This window comes from uncultured Sutterella sp. (assembly GCF_937923675.1).
Taxonomy (GTDB): Bacteria; Pseudomonadota; Gammaproteobacteria; order Burkholderiales; family Burkholderiaceae_F; genus Sutterella.
Window position 1 is genome coordinate 1 of the sequence record NZ_CALDXB010000060.1, and the last position, 26,332, is coordinate 26,332.

The 26,332-nt window shown below is 60.2% G+C and carries 22 protein-coding genes and 2 tRNA genes; 11 read left to right on the forward strand and 13 right to left on the reverse strand.

Annotated features, from left to right (window positions below):
• Window positions 1-200: 200 nt before the first annotated feature.
• The 3 genes from Q0106_RS06980 to hemN all read right to left on the reverse strand — a co-directional run bounded on the left by Q0106_RS06980 (window position 201) and on the right by hemN (window position 4,866).
• Window positions 201-476 (reverse strand): sulfurtransferase TusA family protein, encoded by a 276-nt coding sequence (locus tag Q0106_RS06980; RefSeq protein ID WP_297610786.1) that lies wholly within the window; start codon window positions 474-476, stop codon window positions 201-203.
• Complete coding sequence (gene alaS, locus Q0106_RS06985) at window positions 476-3,103, reverse strand: alanine--tRNA ligase (protein ID WP_297610788.1); 2,628 nt, start codon at window positions 3,101-3,103, stop codon at window positions 476-478. Before alaS ends, Q0106_RS06980 begins: the two co-directional genes overlap by 1 nt.
• 359 nt (window positions 3,104-3,462) lie before the next feature.
• Window positions 3,463-4,866 (reverse strand): oxygen-independent coproporphyrinogen III oxidase, encoded by a 1,404-nt coding sequence (gene hemN, locus Q0106_RS06990; RefSeq protein ID WP_152158438.1) that lies wholly within the window; start codon window positions 4,864-4,866, stop codon window positions 3,463-3,465.
• A gap of 312 nt (window positions 4,867-5,178) precedes the next feature.
• On the opposite strand from hemN, the gene fnr reads away from it, so the two are divergent.
• A complete protein-coding gene (gene fnr / locus Q0106_RS06995) occupies window positions 5,179-5,931 on the forward strand; it encodes a fumarate/nitrate reduction transcriptional regulator Fnr (protein ID WP_297610891.1) in 753 nt (250 codons plus the stop codon).
• A gap of 142 nt (window positions 5,932-6,073) precedes the next feature.
• Here the strand turns inward: fnr and dsbI are convergent, their stop codons facing one another.
• From dsbI to Q0106_RS07015, 4 genes are all read right to left on the reverse strand, one after another.
• The gene (gene dsbI / locus Q0106_RS07000) at window positions 6,074-6,736 is read right to left on the reverse strand and encodes a protein-disulfide oxidoreductase DsbI (protein ID WP_152158439.1); all 663 of its coding nucleotides are present in this window, start codon (window positions 6,734-6,736) and stop codon (window positions 6,074-6,076) included.
• A 22-nt stretch (window positions 6,737-6,758) separates the two neighbouring features.
• Window positions 6,759-7,427, reverse strand: coding sequence for a thiol:disulfide interchange protein (locus Q0106_RS07005; protein ID WP_297610790.1), 669 nt, complete (start codon window positions 7,425-7,427; stop codon window positions 6,759-6,761).
• Window positions 7,428-7,795: 368 nt separating this feature from the next.
• The gene (locus Q0106_RS07010; RefSeq protein WP_297610792.1) at window positions 7,796-8,599 is read right to left on the reverse strand and encodes a glycerophosphodiester phosphodiesterase family protein; all 804 of its coding nucleotides are present in this window, start codon (window positions 8,597-8,599) and stop codon (window positions 7,796-7,798) included.
• 227 nt (window positions 8,600-8,826) lie between these two features.
• On the reverse strand, window positions 8,827-10,299 hold the full coding sequence (locus Q0106_RS07015) for an NAD(P)H-hydrate dehydratase (protein ID WP_297610794.1): 1,473 nt from the start codon (window positions 10,297-10,299) through the stop codon (window positions 8,827-8,829).
• 133 nt (window positions 10,300-10,432) lie between these two features.
• Between Q0106_RS07015 and Q0106_RS07020 the strand changes: the two genes are divergently transcribed.
• Window positions 10,433-11,083 carry an NUDIX hydrolase gene (locus Q0106_RS07020; RefSeq protein WP_297610796.1) on the forward strand — a complete coding sequence of 217 codons (651 nt, stop codon included), beginning with the start codon at window positions 10,433-10,435 and terminating at the stop codon, window positions 11,081-11,083.
• 196 nt (window positions 11,084-11,279) lie between these two features.
• Here Q0106_RS07020 and Q0106_RS07025 read toward each other — a convergent pair.
• Window positions 11,280-11,373 (reverse strand) — tRNA-Ser (locus tag Q0106_RS07025).
• A gap of 39 nt (window positions 11,374-11,412) precedes the next feature.
• Window positions 11,413-11,489: transfer RNA gene (locus Q0106_RS07030), tRNA-Arg, on the reverse strand.
• Window positions 11,490-11,824: 335 nt separating this feature from the next.
• On the opposite strand from Q0106_RS07030, the gene Q0106_RS07035 reads away from it, so the two are divergent.
• From Q0106_RS07035 to rmuC, 7 genes are all read left to right on the forward strand, one after another.
• On the forward strand, window positions 11,825-13,345 hold the full coding sequence (locus Q0106_RS07035) for an ABC transporter ATP-binding protein (protein WP_297610798.1): 1,521 nt from the start codon (window positions 11,825-11,827) through the stop codon (window positions 13,343-13,345).
• Between the two features lie 2 nt (window positions 13,346-13,347).
• Window positions 13,348-14,442: an ABC transporter permease gene (locus Q0106_RS07040; protein ID WP_152158364.1), complete on the forward strand. Its 1,095-nt coding sequence runs from the start codon at window positions 13,348-13,350 to the stop codon at window positions 14,440-14,442.
• Between the two features lies 1 nt (window position 14,443).
• Complete coding sequence (locus tag Q0106_RS07045; RefSeq protein WP_297610800.1) at window positions 14,444-15,364, forward strand: ABC transporter permease; 921 nt, start codon at window positions 14,444-14,446, stop codon at window positions 15,362-15,364.
• Between the two features lie 50 nt (window positions 15,365-15,414).
• A complete protein-coding gene (locus Q0106_RS07050) occupies window positions 15,415-16,572 on the forward strand; it encodes a BMP family ABC transporter substrate-binding protein (RefSeq protein WP_297610802.1) in 1,158 nt (385 codons plus the stop codon).
• Between the two features lie 79 nt (window positions 16,573-16,651).
• Entirely contained in the window at window positions 16,652-17,794 is a 1,143-nt protein-coding gene (locus Q0106_RS07055; RefSeq protein ID WP_297610804.1) for a BMP family ABC transporter substrate-binding protein, read from the forward strand.
• 185 nt (window positions 17,795-17,979) lie between these two features.
• Window positions 17,980-19,983, forward strand: coding sequence for a cation:proton antiporter (locus Q0106_RS07060; protein WP_297610806.1), 2,004 nt, complete (start codon window positions 17,980-17,982; stop codon window positions 19,981-19,983).
• A gap of 89 nt (window positions 19,984-20,072) precedes the next feature.
• Complete coding sequence (gene rmuC, locus Q0106_RS07065) at window positions 20,073-21,590, forward strand: DNA recombination protein RmuC (RefSeq protein WP_297610808.1); 1,518 nt, start codon at window positions 20,073-20,075, stop codon at window positions 21,588-21,590.
• Here rmuC and Q0106_RS07070 read toward each other — a convergent pair.
• From Q0106_RS07070 to Q0106_RS07080, 3 genes are all read right to left on the reverse strand, one after another.
• The gene (locus Q0106_RS07070; protein WP_297610811.1) at window positions 21,483-21,785 is read right to left on the reverse strand and encodes a hypothetical protein; all 303 of its coding nucleotides are present in this window, start codon (window positions 21,783-21,785) and stop codon (window positions 21,483-21,485) included. The genes rmuC and Q0106_RS07070 overlap by 108 nt on opposite strands.
• 57 nt (window positions 21,786-21,842) lie before the next feature.
• The gene (locus Q0106_RS07075) at window positions 21,843-22,871 is read right to left on the reverse strand and encodes a hypothetical protein (protein WP_297610813.1); all 1,029 of its coding nucleotides are present in this window, start codon (window positions 22,869-22,871) and stop codon (window positions 21,843-21,845) included.
• Window positions 22,872-23,056: 185 nt separating this feature from the next.
• On the reverse strand, window positions 23,057-24,190 hold the full coding sequence (locus tag Q0106_RS07080) for an RNA-guided endonuclease TnpB family protein (RefSeq protein ID WP_297610816.1): 1,134 nt from the start codon (window positions 24,188-24,190) through the stop codon (window positions 23,057-23,059).
• Window positions 24,191-24,269: 79 nt separating this feature from the next.
• Here Q0106_RS07080 and tnpA point away from each other — a divergent pair, with 79 nt between their 5' ends.
• On the forward strand, window positions 24,270-24,674 hold the full coding sequence (tnpA, locus tag Q0106_RS07085; protein WP_297610819.1) for an IS200/IS605 family transposase: 405 nt from the start codon (window positions 24,270-24,272) through the stop codon (window positions 24,672-24,674).
• Here the strand turns inward: tnpA and Q0106_RS07090 are convergent.
• Window positions 24,640-25,458: a hypothetical protein gene (locus tag Q0106_RS07090; protein ID WP_297610822.1), complete on the reverse strand. Its 819-nt coding sequence runs from the start codon at window positions 25,456-25,458 to the stop codon at window positions 24,640-24,642. The genes tnpA and Q0106_RS07090 overlap by 35 nt on opposite strands.
• Window positions 25,459-25,674: 216 nt before the next feature.
• Between Q0106_RS07090 and Q0106_RS07095 the strand changes: the two genes are divergently transcribed.
• Window positions 25,675-26,331 (forward strand): site-2 protease family protein, encoded by a 657-nt coding sequence (locus Q0106_RS07095; RefSeq protein WP_297610824.1) that lies wholly within the window; start codon window positions 25,675-25,677, stop codon window positions 26,329-26,331.
• The last annotated feature ends 1 nt before the right edge of the window (window position 26,332 follow it).

Here is a 26,332-nt window from a genome sequence, read left to right on the forward strand (position 1 = left end):
CCCACGACCCTCTGGTTCGTAGCCAGATACTCTATCCAACTGAGCTACTGGCGCATCAAAATTTGCAGAGCACGAACTATAGACGAAACGATCCAAAAAAGCAAGAGGCAAAGAAAAATATTTTTTGAAGCCAATAAAAAGCCCGGCGATCCGAAGATGTCGGGCTGATGCGGCGACTGTTTCGTCAGTCTGGAGGCTGATCAATCCTCTCGACGGGCAATCAGGCTCACGAACCAGTGCCTGCCGTCCTTCTCCGCTTCCGTCTGGCCGAGAAGCCTGTGGCCTGTCTGACGGGCGAAATCGGAGAGATCAGGAAGACTGTGCGGGTCCGTGCTCCAGACGCGCAGCAGAGCGCCGGAGGGGAGCTTTGCAAGCGCCTTCTTGGCTTTGAGCACCGGCATCGGGCAGGAGAGGCCGGGAAGCATCAGCTCTTCGGCCTCTCCCGCGAGCGCGCAGGCGTCCGCGGGACTCGTCATCAGAGACGCTCCTCAATCCAGGCGCGGGCCTTGACGAGCGCGTCATTGAGGTGCGCCGCGTCGGCAGCGCCCGCCATGGCGAGGTCAGGCTTGCCGCCGCCCTTGCCGCCGAGGAGGCCGGCAACGAAGTTGGCGAGTTCGCCCGCCTTCACCTTGCCCGTCAGATCCTTCGTGACGCCGGCAGCGAGCTGCACGCGGCCGTCAGGCTGGGCTGCGGCGAGAACGGCAACGGCAGAGCCGAGCTTGTCCTTCACCTTGTCCATCGTCTCGCGAAGCGCCTTGGCGTCAGCGCCGTCGAGGCGGGCGAGCAGAACGCGAACGCCCTTCACGTCAACGGCTTCGCTGATGAGCGCATCGCCGGCGCGGGAGGCCATCTGGCTCTTCAGCTGCTCGATGCCCTTCTCAAGCGTGCGGACCGTGTTGAGGAGGTCGGCGGCCTTGGCCGGGATTTCATCGGCCGGGGCCTTGAATTCACGCGCCGTGCGGGCGACCAAGGATTCCTCGTGCTGGACCCAGGTAAGCGCATTCATGCCGGTAACGGCCTCAATGCGGCGAACGCCGGCAGCAATGCCCGATTCAGAGACGATCTTGAAGAAGCCGATGTCGCCCGTGGCCTTGACGTGCGTGCCGCCGCAGAATTCGCAGGACTTGCCGATGTCAAGGACGCGCACCGTTTCGCCGTAGCGCTCGCCGAAGAGCATGACGGCGCCGGTGTGCTTGGCTTCCTCAATCGGAAGAACGCGCGTCGTAACCGGAACGTTGCGCAGAATTTCGGCGTTGACGATGCGTTCGACTTCAGCGATCTGTTCGGCCGTAACGGGCTTCGTGTAGGAGAAGTCGAAGCGCGTCGCTTCCGGGGTAACGAGGGAGCCCTTCTGGGCAACCTTGTCGCCGAGCACCGTGCGGAGCGCAAAGTGCATGAGGTGGGTGACGGAGTGGTTGCGTTCAGTGGCGTGGCGGCGGACTTCATCAACGTGAAGATCGAACTTGTCGCCCACGGAGATGGAGCCTTCGGCGACGTGGCACTGCATGCCCGTCACGGCAGCCTTCACGCGGAAGGTGTCGAGCACCTTGAGGAGCGACGTGTCGTTCTTCGCTTCGCCCTGGTCGCCCACCTGGCCGCCGGATTCGGCGTAGAAGGGCGTGCGGTTGAAGACGGCGACGCATTCGCTGCCGGCTTCGACCTTCTGAACGGGGTCGCCGTTCACGTAGAGCGCAACGACTTCAGCGTTCTTCTCGACGAGCGTTTCATAGCCCGTGAAGACCGTGTCGGCGCCCGAATAGGCAAGGCCGGCGGCCATCTTGAACTTCGCCGAGGCGCGGGCGGCAGCGCGCTGACGCTCCATGGCGCGGTCGAACTCTTCCGTGTTGACCGTGATGCCGCGTTCGCGGCAGACGTCGCCCGTAAGGTCGGCGGGGAACCCGTAGGTGTCGTGGAGCTTGAAGACCACTTCGCCGTCAAGGACGCCGTCCTTGTTCTTCGCAATGGCGTCCTCGAGGATTTCCATGCCCTTCGAGAGCGTGAGGAGGAAGCGGCGTTCCTCGTCCTCGATCACCTTTTCGATTTCCGGATTATTGAGCTCAGGATAGGCTTCGGCCATTTCCTTGCGCACGGCATCGACCAGGGTATAGAAGAACGGGCCGCGGGCGCCGAGCTTGTAGCCGTGGCGGATCGCGCGGCGGCAGATGCGGCGGAGCACGTAGGCGCGGCCTTCATTGCCAGGGAGCACGCCGTCGGCCACGCAGAAGGCGCAGGCGCGGATGTGGTCGGCGATCACCTTGAGCGAGGGCGAATTGATGTCGGCGGGCGTTTCGGAAACGGCGTCGACCGCTTTCTTCGCAGCGGCAAGGAGATTCCTGAAGAGGTCGATGTCGTAGTTGCTGTGCACGCCCTGAAGGACCGTGGCGATGCGCTCGAGGCCCATGCCGGTGTCGATCGAGGGACGCGGGAGCTTGTGCATCTCGCCCTTTTCGTCGCGGTAGAACTGCATGAAGACCAGGTTCCAGATCTCCATGTAGCGGTCGCCGTCCTCGTCGGGGCTCCCCGGAGGGCCGCCCTGCACGGAGGGACCGTGGTCGTAGAAGATTTCAGAGCAGGGGCCGCAGGGACCGGTGTCGCCCATCATCCAGAAGTTGTCGGACATGTAGCGGGCGCCCTTGTTGTCGCCGATGCGGACGATGCGGTCGGCGGGGATGCCAACTTCCTTGTGCCAGATGTTGTAGGCCTCATCGTCTTCCGCATAGACCGTCACCCAGAGCTTTTCGGGCGGCAGATGGAAGTGCTCGGTAAGGAGCTCCCAGGCGAAGTGGATCGCGTCCTTCTTGAAATAGTCGCCGAACGAGAAGTTCCCGAGCATTTCGAAGAAGGTGTGGTGACGCGCGGTGTAGCCCACGTTGTCAAGGTCGTTGTGCTTGCCGCCGGCGCGGATGCACTTCTGCGAGGTCGTGGCGCGCTTGTAGGGGCGCTTGTCGAACCCGAGGTACACGTCCTTGAACTGGTTCATGCCGGCATTGGTGAAGAGAAGCGTCGGGTCGTTGCCGGGAACGACGGGGCTCGAAGCTACGATGGTGTGACCTTTGCTTTCGTAAAACTTCAGAAAGGTGCGTCGGATATCTGAGACTTTCATTGATTGTTCAAATGGATGGAAAAAGTCTGCCAGGGTCTTTGTCCGGAGGAAGCGCTGCTTAAGGGAAGGCTTCGGTCCGTAAAAGATAAAAATCGGGGAGCACGATGACTCCGGCTCGCAAATCCTGATGGAAATGGAGCGGACTAAAGTCCCGCGAGGGACCCGAAACTCCTGATTTTAGTCCTTAAGGCCTTGGGGGCGGCAATGAAGGGCCGGCCTTTTTGGCGGTGGGACGCCATGAAAACAACAAGAAAAAGCGGCTGAGGAGGATTGATGGACCTCCTTCAAGCCGCTTTTATCGTTTTCAGGCTGTCTCTGCCCTTCGCTTCAGGGCGAAATGGCAGAGGCTTGAAGCGTGCTTATGCGATGCGGGAATAGCCGCCTGCACGATTCGATTCGCGCAGATAACGGTCGAACTGCATGGCAACCGCACGCACGAAGATCTTGCCCTTCGGGAGCACGACGAGGCGGTCGTCGTAAAGCTCGACGAGCTCGTGGTGCACGTAGGGCTTCATCTTCGAAAGCTCGAACCCGAAGGTTTCGTCGAAGTTGATGCCGAAGCGCTCCTCCACATCCTTCTTGCGGAGTTCAAAGTTGCACATGATCTGCATGATCACGTAGCGGCGCAGTTCGTCGTCGGCGTTGAGCAGGTAGCCGCGGTTCGTGGCGAGGCGCCCGGCCGAGATGGCGGCCGCCCAGTCGTCGAGCTCGCGGGGATTGCAGGCATAGGCGCTGCCGATCTTCGAGATCGCGGAGACGCCGAGGGCCACCATGTCGCATTCGGCCTTGGTCGAATAGCCCTGGAAGTTTCTCTGGAGGGTTCCTTCGATCTGGGCCTTCGAGAGCTCGTCCTCGTGCTTGGCGAAATGGTCCATGCCGATGTAGCGGTAGCCGTTCTGCGTGAGGCGCGTGATGGCGTCGAACATGATGTGGGCCTTCTCGACGGTGTCGGGAAGATCCGCTGGAAGAATGCGGCGCTGCGCCTTGAAGTGATTGGGCAGGTGCGCGTAGTGGTAGAGCGCGATGCGGTCGGGCGAAAGCTCAAGGACCTTGTCGATCGTATGCGCGAAGGTTTCGCGCGTCTGCTTCGGCAGACCGTAGATGAGGTCCATGTTGATGGATTCAAAACCCGCCTCGCGCGCCGCGTCGAGCGTTTCCTTCGTCATTTCGAAGGGCTGGATGCGGTTGACGGCCTTCTGCACGTCGGGGTTGAAGTCCTGCACGCCGAGCGACATGCGGTTCAGGCCCACTTCGCGGAGCTTCTTCACCTTGTCCGGACCGCAGGTGCGGGGATCGACCTCGATCGAGAATTCGCCGCCTTCCTTGGCGAGCGGGAAGCGCTTCGTGAGCGTCTCCATCATGAGGGAGATTTCGTCATTCGTGAGGAACGTGGGCGTGCCGCCGCCGAAATGGAGCTGCTCGAGCTCCTGCGAGCCCGTGATGTGCTCTTTGACGAGGTCGCACTCGCGGCCGATCATCTCGATATAGGCGGCGCTGCGCGAATGATCGCGCGTCACGATTTTGTTGCAGCCGCAGTAAAAGCACACGTCGTTGCAGAAGGGAACGTGCACGTAGAGCGAGAGCGGAGCCGGATGCTTGGCGGCGCCGCGGCCGGCGAGGGCCTTCTCATAGTCAGCCGGACCGAAGGAGGCATTAAAGCGGTCGGCGGTCGGGTAGGAGGTGTAGCGGGGGGCCGGCACGTCGAACTTCTTGAGGAGGGCCATGTCGGGCAGTTCAACGCCGCTGGTTTCCGGGGTCATCATGTTGGGTGTGCCTCTGATTTATGACTTAGGTTAAGCTTCCTGATATTATTCGGGAGGCGAGAACATCTTTGTTGACATGAATCAACGCGAAAGAGGTCCAGACTTCAAGGGAGCTGCTTCTTACGGCGAGTGTTCCGCCGCCCAAGCGTCCTGATGTCCGCTTTGGATATTAGGCGCGCGAGATTATTCCAAAATTAGCAAGCTGTTCGGATCGGTTGAACGGGCTTCCCCCGGAGCCTCGTGCGGTCTGAAAAAAGCTGCAAAGCCCGGCCGTCCGCTTTCGTGCGGGCGACTCTTGAGGGAGAGGTCGTGATCAATCTGTCGGCGCTTCGTGTTGCCTGTTCGAACTGCAATCTGCGTGAGGCTTGCCTGCCTACCGGACTAACGCTCAAGGAAATTGAACGCCTTGAGGATCTTGTAGCGGCGAGACGCCGCATCAAGCGCGGCGATGCGCTCTTTCGCGCCGGCGACCGTTTTGAAAACCTCTACGCCGTGAGGCTCGGCTTTCTGAAGAGCACCGTGATGAGCTCCGACGGCCGCGAGCAGGTGACGAACTTCTTCATGGCGGGCGAAATGATCGGCTTCGACGGGATCGCGAGCGGCGTTCATTCGAGCGACGTTTTCGCGCTCGAGGATACGGAAGTCTGCGTGATTCCCTATGCCCGTCTCGAGGATGCGGCCACCTCAATGCGCTCGATGGGCGCGCACGTCATGAAGCTTCTCTCGCGCGAGATCGTGCGCCAGCACGGCGTCATGCTGCTCCTCGGCTCCATGCATGCCGAAGAGCGCCTTGCCGCCTTCCTTCTTTCCCTTTCGCAGCGCTTTGAGCAGCGCGGCTACTCGAGAAGCGAATTCGTGCTCCGCATGACGCGCGCGGAAATCGGCTCCTACCTCGGCCTCAAGCTCGAAACCGTGAGCCGCGTGCTCTCGCGCTTCTCTCACGACGGCCTGATCGAGGTAAACCAGAAGCATGTGAGGATTTTTGATCCTGAGGGACTCAGGGCGATTGTTTCCGGCGTTCCGCTTCCGAGCGAGGTGGAGATGCCGAGGACAACGATCGGCTGACCCGGAATCCTCCAGGGAATGCCAAAAGGCGGTACCGATGCACACGGGGGCCGCCTTTTTTGATGCGCGAAAAAAGCCGCTTCGGAGCATTGCTCTGAAGCGGCTTGAAAGGCAGAGAGAAAAAGTTCTGTGAGAAGTCTCTTTAGGCGGCCTTCCTCGCGCCCGCAACGTGCTTCATGTCGCCGATGAAGAGAATCGCGTAGATCGCGAGCGCAACGATGAAGCCGAGGAGGCAGCACTGAGCCATCGACATGAACTTCATCGACGGGATCAGATACCAGCCGCCCGCATCGGAATACATCTGAATGATGGATTCCTGGAGCGGCGAGAGCACCGTGCCCATCGGGACGTCGGAGTTGTCGTAGCCGCAGTCGCCGGTCGGGAGGAACCAGTCGGGCGCCCACTTTTCAAGCGGGAGACCGAACGGGTAGTGCGGCTCGAGCGAGCAGCCCTGCATGCCGAAGAGCGCATCGAGATCGTCGGAGTGGATCGCGTGGTGAATGTCGGAAAGCTTGACCGAGCACATGATGCCGTAGATTGCGCCGTAGACGCCGCAAACGTAGGCGATGAGCCTGCAGATCAGAGCCTTCGGCCAGGCGAGCGTGAAGAGGCACCCGAAAGTCATGCAGAGGAAGGCGAAGCGGATGTACACGCACTGCTCGCAGGGCTTCATGTAGAGCCAGACCTGGAAGACGTTGTGCGCGATGAGCACAAGGCCTGCGGAGAGAATGGCAATCAGAAGCCACGGCCAGCGGGTCTGCGAGAAGAGCCCGATGCGATCGAGGAGACCGTTGGAGGAATTCATTTTCTAAAAAACTCCCGCCGGATTACTTCTTGGAGAGTTCGGTAATGAGGTCGACGAAGCCCTGAACGGAGCGGATGCCCTTCGTCATCACGAGGTACTTGCCGTTGACCACGTAGGCCGGGATGCCCTGGATCTTCGCGACGTCGTAGCAGGGCTTCCAGCTGTCGGCCAAGGCCTGAACTTCAGGGGTCTTGCGCGCGGCGGCGAATTCCTCGGGCTTGGCGCCGATCGCATCAAGACCGGTCTTGAGGAAGGCCTCTTCGCCGGCCGTCCAGCGTTCGCCCTTGCGGTGGTAGGCGAGATAGATGGCGTCCTTCGCCTTCTTGAAGAGCGACTTCGGATCTTCCCAGTCCGTGATGCCGGCCGCCTTGTCGCGGAGCATGCACCAGGCGAAAAGTTCCGTACCGGCGCGGCCGTACTTGCCCTTCGTTTCGAGGTGATACATGTCGAACTTCAGACCCGTGGCTTTTTCAGCAGCGGGAATGGCCTTCGGATCGACGCCCACGTCGAACTTGAAGCAGAACGGGCAGTCATAGGACCACACCTTGACGATCTTGCCTTCGCCGCCGGCAAGGGGCTTCTCAAGAGTGATGTAGTCGGCATCCTTGCCTTCGGTAAAGGCAAAGGCGCTCGGAGCAGCGGCCGCAGTAGCGAGGAGAACAGCCGAAGCGATGAAGGTACGACGAAGCATGTGTGTGTCCTTTTAGGGTTAATTTGCAATCAGAAAGTCGTTCGGGGACTTTCGATGCCGGATGTGCGTGATCCGGGTTTTCTTGAGTCAGGCGAAAGTATAGGGTCCCTGAAAGGAGAAAGGAAGATACTAACTATCGGTAAATTATGGAATTACGGGAATATCCTCTAGAAGCTTCACAGAATGAAAAAAAGGATTTGCGAAATATGAAAATATCTCGGAAGGAGTATGGCTAGGCGTGGAAATCTGCAAGAGCCAGATAAGGCCGCGACAAGCAGGCACTTCCGGACGAGAGATGAAAAAAGGCCTTCCGGCGTGAGCAATACGCAGGAAGGCCTTGTGAGAATTGCTGAGATTCTTTTGGAAAATCAAAGCGCAGGGGAAATCAGGTCGAGCCTGTCGGTGCAGAGCGCGTCGACCCCCATCCTGAAGAGCGCCCGCACGACGTCGGGCGAATTGGGCGTATAGACGAAAACCCAGAGTCTGGAATCGTGCGCTTCCCGGATGAATTCGGGAGTCACGAACCGATAGTCAGGATGAATCGAAACGCATTCGAGTTCTATGACGGCTTCTCTCCAGTCTCCGGGAATGTCGTCGACGAGGAGGGCGCGCGGAATGTCCGGGGCGGCTTCCCTCGCAGCGGCAAGAGCGTCTCTCGAATAGGAGGAGAGAAGCGGAACCTCGCGAACGATCCCTTCGCGCGAATCGCCGCCTGATCGGATGAGATCCTCGAATTCCCCGGCAGTCGTCTCCGCAACGATCCGGCCGGTTTCCTCCGCATGACCCTTTGCCGGCTTGATTTCAATATTCATCCAGACGGCATTTCTGCGGCACCAGCGGATCGCGGTCGTGAGGCGCATGGAGGAGGCGCCGTACCAGATGGGGGAGAGCCAGCTTCCGGCATCAAGGGATTCAAGTTCGTGAGCGGTGACCTCAGGGACGCTTCTCGGATCGTCTCTGATCACGCGTCCGAACTTTTCGTCATGCATGATCATCGGGATCAGGTCCCGGGTGAGCATGGCATCCGTTTCAATCGCGCGGTAGCCGTGAAGAAGGCCTGCACGATAGCCTTCGAGCGTATTTTCCGGCCCGACGGTGCCGCTGCCGCGATGGGCAAGGATGCGCGGGAAGGGCCAGGGAAGAGTTTTCAATGAGTTTTCGGAAATTGGCATTTGTCTCACCTCCCGAAGGGTGAGGATGAAAAAAAAACCTCGCAGGCGTTTTCCCTTCGCCCGCGAGGTTCAACCCTCAATTTCTCAACCTAAAGTCAGGAGAAACACAGCGGAATCTGTTCTCTCAGCAGTATTTCGCTGTGAGTTGAACTATATCGGAGGAGATGGGAAAGGGCATTGCAGATTCGTGAAGCATGCAACAAAACGTGAAGACTGCAAACTCTGTGTCAGCTCAGCAGCCTGCCGGCCTGAGTCTTCCGTCTTTCTTCTTCAAGAATCCACGCGGCAGCGGGGGCAATCTCGCCTGCGGTCAGTCCGGCAAGATGGCCGGCTCCGGCACGGGCATGAAGCGTTACGGCGCCCACCACCGATTCAACCGTATCGTAGCGCTGCGCGAAGAAGGCGCCGATCATGCCGGAAAGCACGTCGCCGCTGCCGGCCGTCGCGAGAGAAGAGGCGCCGATGGGCGAAAGCCACGTGCGCGAGCTTCTCATGGCAACGAGCGTGCCCGGACCCTTCAGCACCGTGATGGCGCCGGTCTGGAGCGCGAGGTCGCGGACGGCGTTGACGCGGTCGGACTGAATGACCTTGGGCTCAACATGAAGAATGCGCGCTCCTTCGACCTCGTGCGGGGTGATGACCGTCGCGACCGTGCGGTGCAGAAGCGCCGTGAGGAGGCTCTTGTCGGCAGCGATCAGGTTGAGCGCATCGGCGTCGATCACGAGGGGGCAGCTTGCTGCGAGCGCCGCGCGGAGTCTTTCCTTCGCGCGTTCGCTCGTGCCGAGACCCGGTCCGATGACGGCGGCCGTGAATTTTTCAAAGTCGACGGGTTCCGACGAGAACATGAGTTCGGGCTGAACGGGGTCGACGGCAGGGGCATTGTCGGCGAGAAGCTCGACCGTTACCGTGCCCGCGCCGAGCTTGAGGCCCGCACGGGCGGCAAGAAGCGCCGCGCCGACATGACCGTTTGCGCCGCCCACGACGGCGAGGTGGCCGAAGGTTCCCTTGTGGGAGAAGTTGCGGCGGGGTTCAAGAATGTGCGCGAAGTCTGCGGATTCAATGACGCCCAAGCGCGTGAGGGGAATGGAGACGTCGAGCTCCGTCATGACGACGGTGCCGGAGGCGTCGGCGCCTTCGTTCATGAAGAGCCCCGACTTGTGCGAGAGGAAGGTTATGGTGGCGTCGGCCCGGACGCCCGGGACGGTGCCTACCCAGAGGCCCGTTTCGCTGTTGAGGCCCGAGGGGACGTCAAGCGCAACCTTGTAGGCCATGCGTTCGTTGAACCACTGCACGGCATCCATGTAGTCGCCCGTGATCGGGCGCTTGAGGCCGGTGCCGAAGAGGCCGTCGACGACGACCTGGGCTTTCATCGCGCTGTAGGGGTCTTCGAGCGTCTCAAGCCCGAGGTCTCGCCATTCCTTCAGCATGGTGCGCGCGAGTTCCGTTTTGGGGTCGCCCCCGGGAAGAACCAGCTCGACCGTAAAGCCGCGCTTTCTGAGTTCAAGCGCGCAGACGGTGGCGTCGCCGCCGTTGTTGCCGGGACCGGCCAGAACGACGGCGTGGCCTCCGGAAACATGTTCGGAAATCCATTCGGCCGCAAAGGTGCCGGCACGGCGCATCAGTGCGTCAAGACCCATGCGGTTGGCGCAGCGCGCTTCGAGCTCGCGGGCTTCTTCAAGATTGAGAACGGTAAGACTCATGGTTTTGAAAAGGAACGGGATAATGATGTTGCGGGGCACATTCTAAGAAGATGCGCCAATGCCGGGCGCTTTCCCGTGACTCTTTTGGCGGTATTGTTCACCATTCCTGATTTCTTCTTTTCTGGAGCTCAAATTGCGCCGCTTTCCGCTTCTGAAGCCGCCCGTTCCCTTTGCTGCCCGTGCGGATGATCCCCTGGAGGAAAAAACAGTTTCCGAATCGATTCTTTTCGACGGCAAGTTCGTGAAGCTTGTCCGCGATGAAGTGACGCTGCCCGACGGACGCAGTTCCCAGCGCCTCTTTCTGAGGCACGGCGGCGCCTGCTGCATGGCGGCGCTCGACAAAGACGGCACGATCCTGCTGGAGCGCCAGTGGCGCCACCCCCTGGGACAGAGCTTCTGGGAGCTTCCCGCAGGAAAGATCGATCCCGATGAGGAAGAGCTTGACTGCGCGAAGCGCGAGCTCCTTGAGGAGTGCGGCGTGAAGGCGGATGCCTGGACGAGGCTCGGCCTCATCAACAACGCCATCGGGTACAGTTCCGAGCACATCGTGATTTATCTCGCTGAAGATCTCACGCAGGAGAATCAGCATCTCGATGAAGGCGAGCACCTTGAGGTTTACCGGGTTCCCTTTGATGAGGCGGTCCGCATGGCGCTCGACGGCAGGATCACTGACGTGAAGACGATCTGCGGCATCTTCTGGCTCAAGGAGCATCTCGAAGGCAGAAAGAACCCTGGACTCTCGGGCGCTGATCTTCGCGGCATGATCGCTGCTGCGCACGAATAACCCGTCTGCAGCATCGCTCCTAATGAATAAAGCCCGGAGGATTCGCTTCCTCACGGGCTTTGTTCTGGTTGCGGGCAAAAGAAAACCCCGACAGCTTCACTTCAGGCTGACCGGGGTTTCTTTAGTTCGTTGACTGATGGCCCAGCGTATGACCGGAGGGCTCATCGTCCCGAATTGCCTGTCGCAGAAGAAACAATGGCGGAGAAGGAGGGATTCGAACCCTCGAGGCCCGCAATTTTGGACCTGCACCCTTAGCAGGGGTGTGCATTCGACCTCTCTGCCACTTCTCCGCATCATTGTTCGTACATGCGGCAAGGCATATTGTCTGTTGGTGCGCCAGGCAGGATTCGAACCCACGACCCTCTGGTTCGTAGCCAGATACTCTATCCAACTGAGCTACTGGCGCACTGAGAAAAAGAATTTTGCCGTTCTGATCGATTCAGTGCAAGGACTTTTTATAAGAATACCGCGTATGCGGGATGCTTCCCGTAATCATGAGATTGATCTCTTTAATAGCGGATTCACGGAGCTTGCGTTCGTTTGCCGCACGCCATTTTCCATACATGAACAGTTACAATAAATGGCTTCAAACAAATCGGCATTTTCCGGGCGAAAAAGAGGCCTAAAGCAGGCGGGGGAGATGATCTCCGGCTTTCGAGAGGCTTTCCCCGGGAGTTCGCGGCCGATACCCCGGTTCAACTCCACCAGATCCGGCCGCCTGAAGCGCCGGAAGACATCGGCATGACACCAAGACTGAGCCTTCGCAACATTACGAAGCGCTATCCGGGCATCGTCGCCAACGACGGCGTCTCTCTCGAGATTGCCCCCGGAGAAGTCCTCGCCATCCTGGGCGAGAACGGCGCGGGCAAATCCACGATGATGAAGATCATCTACGGCGCAGCCCGCCCCGACGAGGGTGAGATTTCCTTTGACGGCAAGCCCCTCGCCGTAGAAAGTCCGGCCGAAGCCCGCGAGCTCGGCATTGCAATGGTGCACCAGCACTTTGCGCTCTTCGATACGCTCACCGTTGCGGAGAATGTGGCGCTCGGCCTTTCCGGAAAGCTCTCTCCCGCCCAGATTGCAGAAGAGATCCGCAAGCTCGGCGAAAAGTACGGTCTTGAGGTCGATCCGGCTTCGATCGTGATGGAGCTCTCCATGGGCGAACGTCAGCGCGTGGAAATTCTGCGCGCCCTCATGACGAAGCCGAAGCTTCTCATTCTTGACGAGCCGACCTCGGTTCTGACCCCTCAGGCAGTCCGCACGCTCTTCAAGACCCTTCATCAGCTCGCCTCGGAAGGCGTGTCTATTCTCTTCATTTCCCACAAGCTCGATGAAATCCGCGAGCTCGCCGACCGCTGCGTCGTGCTTCGCGCCGGCCGCGTCGTCGCTACGGTGAATCCGAAGGAAGCGACCGAGGAGGAGCTCGCGCGCCAGATGATCGGTGCCGATCCTCCCAAGGTGCGCGAGGCCGCCGGTCAGGCGGGCGACGTTATTTTCGAAATGTGCGGCGTTACCCTTCCGGGAAGCACGCGCGTCTGCGGCGTGAGCGATGTGAATCTTTCCGTCCGTGCGGGCGAAATCGTCGGCATTGCGGGCATTTCCGGCAACGGCCAGGCGCGCTTCATGGCGGCTGCCGCCGGCGAAGCCGCAACGCCCCCCGACTGCGTGAAGCTTTTCGGGAAGCCCGTCGGGAACCTCGACACGCATGCCCGCCGCATCTCGGGCCTTCGCTATGTGCCCGAGCAGCGCCTCGGCCACGCCGCCGTGCCGGAGCTTTCGCTCACGGCCAACACGTACCTCACGGGCGACTCGCTCGTGAGAAGCGGCTTCATTCTTCGCGACAAGGCCCGTCAGTTCGCCAATACGGTGATTGAGCGCTTCCACGTCAAGACGCCGACAGCGGAAAAAGCCGCCGGGAGCCTCTCGGGCGGCAATCTGCAGAAATTCATCATGGGGCGCGAAATTCTCAATCGCCCGCGGGTGCTGCTCGTGCATCAGCCGACCTGGGGCGTCGACGTGGGCGCCGCCGCCGTCATCCGCAACAGCCTCATTCGTCTGCGCGACGACGGCGCCGCGATCATCGTCGTGAGCGAGGAAATCGACGAACTCTTTGAGGTTTCGGACCGCATCGCCGTCATGTACCGCGGCGCCCTGTCGCCTGCCGTTCCCAAGAAGACCCTCACCATCGAGGAGGTCGGCCGCTGGATGTCCGGTCTCTGGCCTGATTCTCCCTTCAGCAAGACTCACACGGAGGTGCGCTGATCATGCTGCAGTTCCCGATCGCCATGACGCCGCGTACTGAGCCCGCCCGCGCGCTTTCATGGATTTCCCCCCTGATCGCGCTTGCGCTCACTGTGCTTACGGGGTTTTGTCTTTTTGCCGCGCTCGGCCAGGATCCCATCCGCGCGCTCGGCATCTTCTTCATCGCGCCGCTCGACAGCCTTCGAGGCTGGACCGAGGTCGGCGTCAAGATGACGCCGCTCCTTCTCTGCGCAGTGGGCCTCGTCGTCTGCTTCAAGGCCAATATCTGGAATATCGGTGCGGAAGGGCAGCTGATTGCCGGCGCCATCACGGGCGGCATTGCCGCGCTCCTCTGCGAACCCTCGTTCGGCAAGTGGTACGTCATCGTCGTGATGCTTGCATCCGCCTTCGGCGGAGCCGTCTGGGGCGGCCTCACGGCGCTCCTGAGGCACAAGTTCCACGCGAACGAAATTCTCGTTTCCCTGATGCTCGTCTACGTCGCGCAGTTCCTTCTCGCCTGGTGCGTGCAGGGGCCGATGCGCGATCCGCAGGGCTACGGGTTCCCGCAGACCGAGCTCTTCGAATCGGGCGCGATGCTCCCTGTGATTGAAGGCACGCGCCTTCATCTGGGGGCGCTCTTTGCCCTGATTGCCGCTTTCGGCATCTGGATTCTCATGGACCGCATGGCGCTCGGATTCCAGTTCAAGGTTTCCGGCATGGCGCCCTTTGCCGCGCGCTATGCGGGCTACCATCCGGGAAAGCTCATCTGGGCGTCCCTCATCATCTGCGGCGCTCTCTCCGGTCTTGCGGGCGGCATTGAGGCTTCGGGTCCGCTCGGACAGCTCACTCCCACGATCTCTCCGGGGTACGGCTTTGCCGCGATCATCGTGGCCTTTGTCGGCCGCCTGTCGCCGCTCGGCTGCATTCCCGCCGCCTTCGTGATGGCGCTCTTCTATCTTGGGGGCGAACTCGCTCAGAGCCGCCTCGGGCTCCCTTCATCCATCACCGGGGTCTATCAGGGGCTCCTCCTCTTCTTCATCCTCGCCTGCGACACCACGATCTTCTACCGGCTCTCCTGGCGCGGTTTCACTGAACGCCGTACGACGGAGGGCGCCTGACATGTCACTCGCCGCTTCTATCATCTCCTCCACGCTCAATGCCGGAACGCCGCTGCTGCTTGCCGCCGCGGGCATTGTGATTCATGAAAAGTCGGGCGTTCTCAATCTCGGCATCGAAGGCATCATGCTGATGGGCGCCGTGATCGGCTTTTCGACGACGCTCGCGACGGGAAGCTTCCCGTTAGGCTTCCTCGCGGGCGCCGGAGTCGGCCTTCTGCTGGGGCTCCTTTTTGCGTTCTTCACGCTCGGCATGCACGCCAACCAGTACGCTGCCGGCCTCGCGCTCACGCTCTTCGGCACCGGTCTCTCGGCCTTTATCGGGAAGCCCCTCCTGGGGCAGGCGCTCTCCGAACGCGCCGCTTCCGGCATCCCCGGGCTCGAAAACATTCCGTTCCTCGGCGAAGCCTTCTTTTCGCAGCACTTCTTCGTCTACGGCGCTCTGATTCTCATTGCCGCAGTCTGGTGGTTCCTCTTCAGGACGCGTGCGGGTCTGATCCTTCGCGCCGTGGGCGAGGCGCCGCAGTCGGCCTTCGCGCTCGGCTTCCCGGTTCTCCGCATCCGCCTTCTCGCCGTTCTTTTCGGCGCCCTTTGTGCGGGCGTGGCGGGCGCCTACCTGTCGCTCGTCTATACGCCCCTCTGGGTTGAAGGGATGACAGCCGGCCGCGGCTGGATTGCGCTGGCGCTTGTTACCTTTGCCACCTGGCGTCCGCTTCGCGTCGTCGTCGGCGCCTACCTCTTCGGCGGCGTGACCATGCTTCAGTTTGCCTTCCAGGGCATGGGCATTTCGATTTCCCCGCAGTTCATGGCGATGACGCCTTATCTCGCGACCATCCTCGTGCTCGTTCTGATTTCGCGCAATCCTCAGTGGATCCGTCTCAATGTTCCCGCTTCTCTCGGCAAGCCTTTCGCGCCGAGAAGCTGAAGGAGCGCGTGAGCCTTTTTTCCTTTTTAACTTCTTGGAGTTTTGAAAAAATGAACAAGCGTTTTGCTTTCAAGCTCGCGCTCGCCGGCGCGGCCGCTCTCATGCTTACGGCCTGCGGCGAAAAGGAGGCTCCCAAGGCTCCCGCGCAGTCAGGCGCACCCGCCAAGGCAGCTGATGCCGCTCCTCAGCCGAAGGCCGGTGAACCCCTCAAGGTCGCCTTCATGTACGTGAGTCCGGCAAACGAGGAAGGCTGGTCGACGCAGCACGACATCGCCCGCCGCGCCGCGGAAGCAAAGTTCGGCGACAAGATCAAGGTGACGACGGTTGAAAACATCCCCGAGAACGCCGACGCTGAACGCGTTCTGCGCGACCTCGCGCAGCAGGGCAACAAGCTCATCTTCGCGACTTCGTTCGGCTACATGAATTCCGTTCTCAAGGTTGCAAAGGAGTTCCCGGACGTTAAGTTCGAGCATGCAACGGGCTACAAGACCGCCGAGAACGTCGCCAACTATTCCGGCCGCTTTTATGAAGCCCGCTATCTCGCGGGCAAGCTCGCCGGCGCGACCACGAAGACGAACATTCTCGGCTACGTCGCCGCGCTTCCGATTCCTGAAGTGCTTCAGGGCATCAATGCCTTTACGCTCGGCGCGAAGAGCGTGAATCCCAATGTTGAGGTCCGCGTCGTCTGGACCTCCGCCTGGTACGACCCGGGCAAGGAATCCGACGCCACGAAGTCCCTGATCGGACAGAAGGCCGACGTGATCACGCACCACACGAATTCCTCGGCTGTGGCGGCAGCCTGCGAGGAAGCGAAGATCCCCGTCATTTCCTACAACACCTCGATGAAGCGCGCTGCGCCCACGATGCTCCTGGGCGGCGTCATCCAGATCTGGGACAGCTTCTATGAAGGCCGCATCCAGGCCGTCATGGACGGCACCTGGAAGCCGCAGTCCGTCTGGGGCGGCGTCCCTGAACACATGGTGGCGCTCGTCGACATTGCAAAGACCACCCCGCAGAGCGTGGTCGACGACATCAAGGCGGCGACCGAAAAGATGGAAAAGCGTGAATTCCATCCCTTCACCGGCCCGATCGTCGACAACACCGGCAAGGAAGTTCTGAAGGCCGGTCAGGTGGCTACCGATTCGGATCTTCTCACGATGGGCTACCTCGTTGAGGGCGTCGCCGGCAAGCTTCCGACGATGAACTAAAGAGCAACTTTTTAATCAGGCGGCTTCGGTTTCGGAGCCGCTTTTGCTGAATACTTTTTTTCCATAAAAGGAATCCTTCATGCAGAAGCGCATTGCTTTCAAGCTCGCCCTTGCCGGCGCAATGGCCCTCATGCTTTCCGCCTGCGGCGACAAGACCGAGGCCCCTCAGGCCGCGAAGACTGCGGATGCTCCCAAGACGGCTGAGACGGCCCAGGGCCCCCTCAAGATCGCCTTCGTCTACGTGAGCCCCGCGAGCGAGGAGGGCTGGTCCCGCCAGCATGACCTTGCACGTCAGGAGCTTGAGAAGGAATTCGGCGACAAGATCAAGGTGACGACGGTTGAAAACATTCCCGCCGGCGCCGACTCCGAACGCGTTCTGCGCGACCTCGCGCAGCAGGGCAACAAGCTCATTTTCGCGACGTCCTTCGGCTACATGAATTCCGTCCTCAAGGTCGCCAAGGAATTTCCGGACGTGAAGTTCGAGCACGCGACGGGCTACAAGACTGCCGCCAACGTCGGCAACTACACGGCGCGTTTTTATGAAGGGCGCTACCTTGCGGGCAAGCTCGCCGGCGCCACCACGAAGACGAATGTCCTCGGATACGTCGCTGCGGTTCCGATTCCTGAAGTCCTTCAGGGCATCAATGCCTTCACGCTCGGCGCTCAGAGCGTGAACCCCAATATTGAGGTTCGCGTGGTCTGGACCTCCTCCTGGTACGATCCGGGCAAGGAAGCCGATGCGACGAAGACCCTGGTCGGCCAGAAGGCCGACGTGCTCACGCACCACACCGACTCGCCCGCAGTTGCAGCCGCCTGCGAGGATCTGAAGATCCCCGTGATTTCCTACAACACGGCAATGAAGCGCATTGCGCCGACGATGCTCTTGGGCGGCGTCGTGCAGTCCTGGCACGAGTACTACTCGGGCCGCGTGAAGGCCGTGATGGACGGCACCTGGAAGCCTGATTCCGTCTGGGGCGGCATTCCCGAGCACATGGTGGCGCTCGTCGACATCGCCCCCTCGACGCCCCAGAATGTGGTCGAAAACATCAAGACTGCCTACGAAAAGATGGAAAAGCGCGAGCTTTCGCCCTTTACCGGTCCGATCGTCGACAATGAAGGCAAGGTTCGCGTTCCCGAAGGGAAGACCGCGACCGATGAAGAGCTTCTCAACATGAACTGGCTCGTGAAGGGCGTTGTCGGCAAGGTCCCGACCGCCCAGTAACGAAAGGGTTCTGTCCTTTTTCAGAAAGCGCCGCGCACGGATGAATGTCCCCGCGGCGCTTTTTTTCGGACTCCCCGCATAAACAACATGTAAACAAAGTATGGGATCCCTTGTCGCACACGGTCGGGTAGAGCGGTAAACTTTCGCCAACCCAAAAAAGCAGGATCCTTCGGGAACGCGGAAAAGTGGACGATTATTCCCTGATTACAAGCCTGGTCACCGGCTTCGGACTGGCGCTTCCTTTCGGCTACGTAGCGGAAAAGTTTTTCCGCGCTCCGGCGCTTGTCGGCTACATTCTCGCCGGCCTTGCGGCAAGCGTCCTTCCGGGATTGCCGCCCGTCAATTCCAAGATGATCGAGCAGCTCGCCGAAATCGGCGTCATGCTCCTCATGTTCGGCGTCGGGCTTAACTTCTCCGTGCACGATCTGGTGCGCGTGAAGGGCGTGGCGATACCGGGCGCACCGACGCAGATGGTGATTGCGGCCTCCCTGGCCGCGTGCGTCGCCATGGGGTTCTGGCACTGGGATTTCGGCGCGGCCGTACTCTTCGGCTTTTCCATCGCCGGCGCCTCGACCGTGGTGGTCACGAAGGCCCTTGAAATTCGCAAGCTCACGAACGAAATGAACGGGCAGGCAACGCTCGGCTGGCTCGTGATGGAGGACCTCGTTTCGGTGATCCTTCTCGTCTGCCTGCCGCCCTTTGCGGCAGCAGTGCACGGCGACCAGACGGTTTCGCTCCTCGGCGTTCTCTTTGACATCGTGAAGACCCTGGCCTGGGCGGCAGTCTTCGTCTCCCTCATGATGGTGGTGGGAAGAAAGGTTCTGCCGCTGATGCTCCGGGAAGTGGCGCGCACAGGGTCGCGCGAGCTCTTCACGCTCGCCGTCCTCGGGGCCGCAATTGTCATTGCCTACGGCGCGGGCGCCATCTTCGACGTGAGCTTTGCTCTGGGCGCCTTCCTCGCCGGCATGGTGATGCAGGAGAGCCGCTATGCACACCGCGCGGCTCAGGAATCGCTCCCCCTTCAGGACGCCTTCTCGGTCCTTTTCTTCGTCTCGGTCGGCCTCATGCTCGACTGGCACGTTTTCCTCGAAAAGCCCCTTGAGATCTTTCTTGTCGTTCTCATCATCATGATCGGCAAGATGACCTTTTCGACGACGATCGTCGTCCTTCTGCGGTGGCCGCTCGACACGGCGCTCACGATCGGCTCCTCAATCGGGCAGATCGGCGAATTCAGCTACATTCTCGCCGGCCAGGGCATTGCTTTGAAGCTCGTCGACGCAAGCATCATGAGCGTCATCGTTGCGGCGTCGATCATGACGATTGCATTGAATCCGCTCCTCTTCCTCGCCGCCCCGCACATCCGGCAGTTCCTCGTGAGCCGCTTCAAATGGGCGCGCCGGGCCGCCATGCGGCAGCCTCCTTTCTCGCAGCTCCCTGCGGACACGCCCCGCGAAATGCTCGACGGCCAGGTGATCGTGATCGGCGCTTCCGAAGTAGCGCGCGAGCTCTTTGAAACGATGAAGAAGGAAGGGCGGCGCACGATCGTCATCTGCAATCCGTCTGATCCGCTCGAAGAGCTTCGGGCCGATGGGTTCGGCGTGATTGTGGGCGACCCCACGGATCCGATGGTGCTTGCGCAGGCACACGTCACCCGTGCGGGCGTCCTCGTCCTGCCGGGGGCGGACGTGGTTGAAGCCGAGCGCGTGCTTTCCGTCGTGCGGCAGCTCAACAAGGATCTCCCGGTGGTGGTGCTCCTCCGGACTCTTGACGAGGCAGGGGACTTTGATCCGGCCGACAAGAACGTGTTCCTTCTCTGCGAACCTCTTATTGCTTCGATTTCGCTTGCCGCTGTTACAGTCGAGCAGCTTGTGAAGCGCGAGGAGGATGAAGCGGAGTCCGAGTCGCGCATGATGAGCGTGCGCGACATTCTCGACGCGGAATACAGAAGAAGCGTCGAATCCGTGCGTTCAGGCGGACTGACGGCGCCCGCTGAAAATGCGGATGCAGAGGAAATGCAGAGCGCGGCCGCGAAGGTCGCCGGCGAAGCGATGGCGACCGCGAGGAGCAGGCTCAAAAAGAAGCTCTCTCCCGGAGAGGCTGCAAGGGCCCTGGGCGTGCGTTTTGCGGGCTGGCTCAAAAAGAGCATTCCTCAGAAATCCAAAGGGAAGGACGAGAAGCCTCAGGATTAAAGCTGCCTGCGGCTGGTTAGGGCGTTGCCTGGGCGGACCTATAGAATCCTCGTTCTGCCGGGAATTTTTCAACGCACTCGAACCTTTCCATGCCTCAGACAAGCACGCTTCTTCTTGCAGTTCTGATTCTCTCTGCACTTTCCTTCATCGCGCTCGCGGCGCTTCTTGCCATTCTCCTCACGGAACGCCGGCACGGACGCGATGACGCGGACGAAATGAATGACGCCCTCATGGAGGGCGTGATGGAGGTGCGCCGGGAGCTTTCCTCTCAGATTGCGCAGACTGACGCCCGGCTCACCACGTCCATGACGGGACTCATCAACTACATCGCTCAGGAAGAGAAGCGTTCGGGAGAAGCGCTGCAGAACTATTCCGCGGGCTCCCGGGGCGAGCTCGAGCGCATGAACGGAATTCTGGCGAAGGAATTCCTCAGTCTTCAGGGCATGGTCGACGCGCGCTTTGCGAAGGTGCTTGAAACCAATGCGGGAGCGGCCGAGGGGCTCGGAAAGAAGCTCAATGAAGAGTTGAAGGAAATTCGCGCGACGCTCGATCTGGCGCTCGGCAAAGTGCGCGAGGAGAACGCTGCGAAGCTTGAAGCCATGCGCGCAACCGTTGAGGAAAAGCTCGAGAAGACGCTCTCCGAGCGCATTTCGGCGAGCTTTCGCCGCGTCGACGAGAAGCTCGGACTCGTGGAAACGGGGTTGGGCGAAATGCGGCAGATGGCGAGAAATGTCGCGCGGCTCCAGAACATTCTCGCGAACGTCAAGACCCGCGGCACCTTCGGCGAAGTGCAGCTCAACGCGATCCTTGAGGAAGTGCTCTCGCCCGGGCAGTTTGCCTCTCAGGTGAAGCTTGATCCGAAGTCGGGCGAAATGGTCGACTTTGCGGTTCGGCTTCCCGGCCGGGATGCGGAGAGCCCCTGCTGGCTTCCGATTGATTCCAAATTCCCGCTCGAAGACTGGGAAATGCTCGAGGAAGCCGAGCGTGCCGGAGACCCCGCCCGCGCGGCAGACGCCCGCAAGGGACTCGAACGGGCGCTTTTGAAGCAGGCAAAGTCCATCCGGGACAAATACGTGAAGCCTCCGGTTACAACGGAATTTGCCGTGATGTTTCTCCCTTCCGAAGGGCTTTATGCCGAGGCGCTCCGGATCCCGGGGCTCGCCGACCGGCTGCAGCGTGAGTTCCGCATTACGCCCGCAGGTCCTACCGTCATTACGGCGCTTCTCAACAGTCTCCTCATGGGCTTCATGACGCTTGCGATGGAAAAGAGAAGCGGTGAAGTCTGGCGCATTCTCACGGAAGTGAAGACGGAGTTCGCGGGCTTTACGCGTCAGTTTGAGGTGGTCGAGAAGAAGTTCAGGGAGGCGCAGTCCTCGCTCGAACAGATGTCGGTCAAGAGCCGCCGCATGGGAAGCCGCATGGAGTCGATTGAGGCTCTGGCCGACGATCATCCGGAAGGTCTTCCCGTCCCGGAAAGACCATCCGGAGCGAACCTCCCCTCAGGTGGAGAGACATGGGAGGTGCCGTCCGCACCAGCCGATGAGAACGCGCCCGTCGGTTTTCGCAAAGTCGAAGTAGATTCTCAGGCAGCGTCCTCTGTCTCTTGAGTTCCCGATCCGCAGGTGCTGCTCCATGAGGAGCTTTTCTCCCATGTAGCGGAACGTGCGGCGCTTTGCATAGTCGCGGGCGGAAAGCGTCTCCTGAGTTTCCTGCGGGCAGTATTCGCGCGTTGAGAAGACGCTCGAGAGGCGCCGGTCGCCGCCTTCCATTCTCTGATCCACGGCGTCGGTGACGAGCCGCATGAGAAGGCTCAGAAGCCGCCGCCCGAGAAGAAAGGGCGCGCTCTCGCGGGCCGACTCCTAGGCGGAGTCGAGCACCGTCACACGGTCCGGGCGAAATGCTTCAACATACTGGAGGCACTCTTCAACGGAAGGCTCCCAGTTGGGACGCGTGACGAGATTCGCCGTGATTCTGCGGAAAGCTTCGACCGAGGCGGCGGAGCGGCTCCTCGAGATCTCCTCATACGCGTTCCTCCAGAGCTGCGTGCGCGCCTCCTCGCGCAGAACCTGTTCGCGCAGGAGCGCAACTTCAGCTTCCATGGCAGACGCTTCCGCGACGGCAAGGTCCAGCGTTTTGGCGAGACTCCCGAGGCGCCCGGAGAGAGAGCACGGGTCCTGAATGCCGCGGGCTTGGGCATGCGCGTTTTCCTCGAGCGGAGCTTGCGAAGGAATGCTTTTGCCTCCCACTTTGGCGCTGATGCACGTGTTCTGAGATCTCAGCCGAAGCACTTCATCCCGGCGGGCGAGCATTTCGTCACGCCTCGCGATGCTTCTTGCCCGGTTTCTTTCCGCGGCCTCGTTCCGGGCGTCGCTTTTCCCGGAGAGCTGCTCTTCGTCCGCCGGCGTTTCTGCACGAGCTTCCATTGCCAGCGCACGTTCGGCTCTCCTTTGCGCTTCGTCTGCCGCAGCCAGGATGCGCTTTCGTTCGAGTGCTTTCTGGGCGATATCGTCGAGCCGTCTCGCTAATTCGGCGGCTTCCTTTTCCCGCGCCTCCTCAAGCGCTGCCTGGCGCAGCTGAGAGGCCTTGAGCCTATCTTCTAGGAGCGCACGTTCCCGGGCGGCGTCTTCTTCGTTCGGGGTCATGCTGCTCAGGCGCTCAAGCCGCGCTTCACGGGCGCTGTTCTTTGCATCCCGGAATATGGATTCGGCTTCGGCGTGAATGTCCGGCATTCCCGCCGTCTGGTCTGTACCGGGGACGAAATCCAGTGATTCGCCCTGATTCTCCGCTTCAGCAGTGAGGCTGCCTGACTGAGCAGTCTGAGCTTCGTTCGCTGCGGAGGCGTTCTCAGGCTTCGCAAGAGCATTTTTCTTTTCGAGCGCTCGGCGCATCTTTCGATTGAGGCGAGGCAGAGGCGCGGTCTTTTCAGAAGCGCTCGAAGAGAGCCATTGGAATGCCTCATCGGTGGTGACTACTCCCCGTCCAATTCTTCGAATTGGGCGAGGCTTCTCGCTTCTACGGTCACAACCCGGATGTCTCCGGGATTTACACGACCTCAGCGAGCATAAGGCGAGGACTATTCTCGCCGAAGGACGGGTAGCCCCTCCGCCCTCAACTTTTTAATGCCTTCTGCCCGGATGTTGGCTGCAGCGTTGACGTCGCGATCATGGTGAGCGCCGCAGTGCGGGCAAGTCCATTCGCGCGTCGCCAGATCAAGCTTTTCAAGCTTGAAGCCGCAGCAGGAGCACGTCTTCGAAGAGGGAAAGAAGGTATCGATCTGCACGAAGTACTTTCCTTCCCGCTTCGCTTTGTAGGCAATCATTCGGAAGAGCTCGCTCCAGGCGGCATCAGCAATGGATTCCGCCAGGCGTGGGTTCTTCAGCATGTTGATGATTCTCAAACTCTCCGCAGCCAGCGCTTGGCTTTCGTTCACGAGTCGCGAAGAGACCTTGTGAAGGTTGTCGTTGCGGGCATTAGCCACGCGCTTATGCGCGCGTGCGAGCCTGCGGCGCGCCTTCTCGCGCCGGCGGCTGCCCTTCTTTGTTCTTGAAAACTGCCGGCTTCTTCGGCGCAGGACCTTGCGGGCGCGCTTCAGATGCTTCGGGTTCGGTTCCTTACGGCCGTTTGATTCAATGAGGAGATCCTTGATGCCGACGTCAATGCCGGTGACCTGATCTTCATAGATCTCCTTCAGAGGTTCCTTTTCAGCAAGGCCATCCTCCCAGAGCACGGCGGCGTAATAGTCGCCGGCAGCATCGGCTTCAAGCGTGATGCTCTTCACCTTGCCGACGACCTCGCGATGAATTCTGGCCTTGATCGGCTCCATCTTCGGCACGCACACGTAGTTTGGGCCGACGGAGACGTTGGTGCAGTGATAGCTCGACTGCGGACCTCTGCGGGATTTGTAGTGCGGGAAGCCCGCTCTTCTCTCAAAGAAAGCGCGGTAGGCCTTGTTGAGATTCCGCACCGTTTCCTGAAGCGCCATCGAATCGTATTCCCTGAGCCATGCGTACTTCTTCGACTTCTTGGCTCTGGCGAGAAGGGGCTTGATCTCGTGGATGAGATCGAGCGAGACGCCCCGCGTGCGGTAGTAATGCTTTTTCAGGAAGAGCGCCATGTTCCAGCACTTGCGGACAGCACCCCACTGCGCCCAGAGAAAAGCCTTCTGTGCGGCAGTCGGGTAGATGCGGAATTTCGCAGCGCGGAGCATATAGCGGTCAAAGGAATATATTATTAAATAATATTATGATATTATCATAATTAAGATATGGCGGTCAAGAAGAATTCCGATGTTCGACGACTATGAAAGAGCGCGTCACAGCGTGACGAAGCTCCATGTGCATTTGATTTTCACAACGAAATACCGGCGCAAAGTGATGACGCCGAACGTACTGGAAAGCGTGCTTGCTGCGCTAAAAATAGCGGCGGAGGATTTAGGCTGCAGCCTCCTGGAGGCCAATGCGGAGGCGGATCACGTGCACCTGCTCGTGAGCTACCCTCCGAAGGTAAGCATCAGTGAAATGGTGAACCGCTTTAAAACGCGTTCGTCTAGAAAGATACGCGAGGAATATCCAGGGATTCTTGAAGGCGGCAGAACAGGGTTGTTTTGGTCGCGCAACTACTTCGCTTGTTCCGTAGGCGGCGCCTCCCTGGAAGTTCTTAAAAAATACATTGAGAATCAGACCTCCGATTAGCCGCCATTCCTCCCCGCCCCATCCGGGGCGAGGGCTCCTGGCGGTTTTTGCTGAGCGAAAGCAGAAGGCTCCTTTCGGTTTCGGCTTTCAGGAGCCGGATCTTTTCTTCTTCAGTAAGCGGCGCTTCATTGGTTCTGCGATAGCGAGCGGGCGCAAGCGCTTTCACAGTCTTGCGGTCGAGTAAGTCTTCGTCCCGACGGCGGGCGCGGCGAACGCCTTCGAGAATCTCCATGGCGAGCGCGAAGGTGCGCCGCTTCGCATCGTTTCTGAGAGATTGAAGGAAAGGTATGTCGGGAATGACTTCTCTCGCCTCCAGAAGCGGCAGAGATTCAAAAGGCAGAAGAGGAGATTCAAAGCGGTCGCAGAGCGGAGAAAAGGAGTCCTCAGAGAGGATTTTCCCCGGCGCGAATTCCCGGGTGAAGCGGTAGTAGCTTCGAAGGAATACTTCGGCTCCCGGATGAGTGAGGTCGGCCGAATAGAAAGCCGAAAAAGACGAGGACCCGAGAAGCGAGGCAGAGGAAAACCCAAGCACGCACTTCGGAGCCCCTGAGGATGTGAGCTCAAGCACCCATTCGGCGCGGATCATGCCGGTCTTCTCGGGCCGGCGGCGGCGCGCCTCAAACCGGAAAGCTTCTCCGAAAGCGGAGAAGACCGTGAACCCGGGCTTCCAGGCTTCAACGCCCTCGAGTCCGAACTGGACCTTGAGCCAGGAAGAAATAAACGCGGCGGCGCGGAGCGCCGTATTGGATTCGGTGTAGTAGCAGGTGCTGTATCCGTAGGCCATGAATGAAGTCTCTCTGAATGAATTTCGAGCTACCCCATTGTTCGATACCCATGCGTCACGCCGGGTCGCAGTCAGACATGCCGGTGCTTCCGCAGAGACGAAAGACTTGGAAAGGCCCGGAAAGATTCGTGTGCCGATGTGTCCCGCGGCGCGGAGCGGCGGGCAACCTGCATTAAGATTTCTCCTCTTGTCAAGGAACCTTCATCAAGCCTCATTATGGACAGCCTCTATCACGCGATCCAGCTTGTCTGCGTCTACGCTATCCCGCTCATCTTTGCGATCACGCTTCACGAGTCCGCCCACGGCTGGGCGGCGTCGAAATGCGGCGACCCGACTGCCGTGCGCATGGGCCGCGTGACGCTTAATCCCATCCCTCACATCGACCCTGTGGGCACCATCGCCATTCCGGGAGCGCTGCTCCTCATGTCCGCCTTCACGGGCGGTGGCGGCCTTCTTTTCGGCTGGGCGAAGCCCGTGCCCATCAATCCCTGGAATTTCCGCAATCTGCGTCAGGGCATGCTGGTTACTGCCATCGCCGGCCCCGGATCCAATGCCATTCAGATGATCATCTGGGCGCTTCTTCTGAAGCTCTGCGTTGCCGTCGGGATTTACGACAAGTTCGTGCTTTCCGTCTGCTCGGCGGGGATCTCGGTCAATCTCATGCTCATGGCCTTCAATCTCATTCCGATTCCGCCGCTTGACGGCGGGCGCATCCTGAGGGGGCTCCTCCCCGAGCGCGCGGGCGAGCAGCTCGACCGGATCGAACCCTACGGCATGATCATTCTCCTCGTCCTCATGGTCGGCGGCGGCCTTACCTTCTTCGTTCGTCCCTTCCTGATGTTCGGGCAGTGGCTCGTCAATCTCGTGCTCTAAG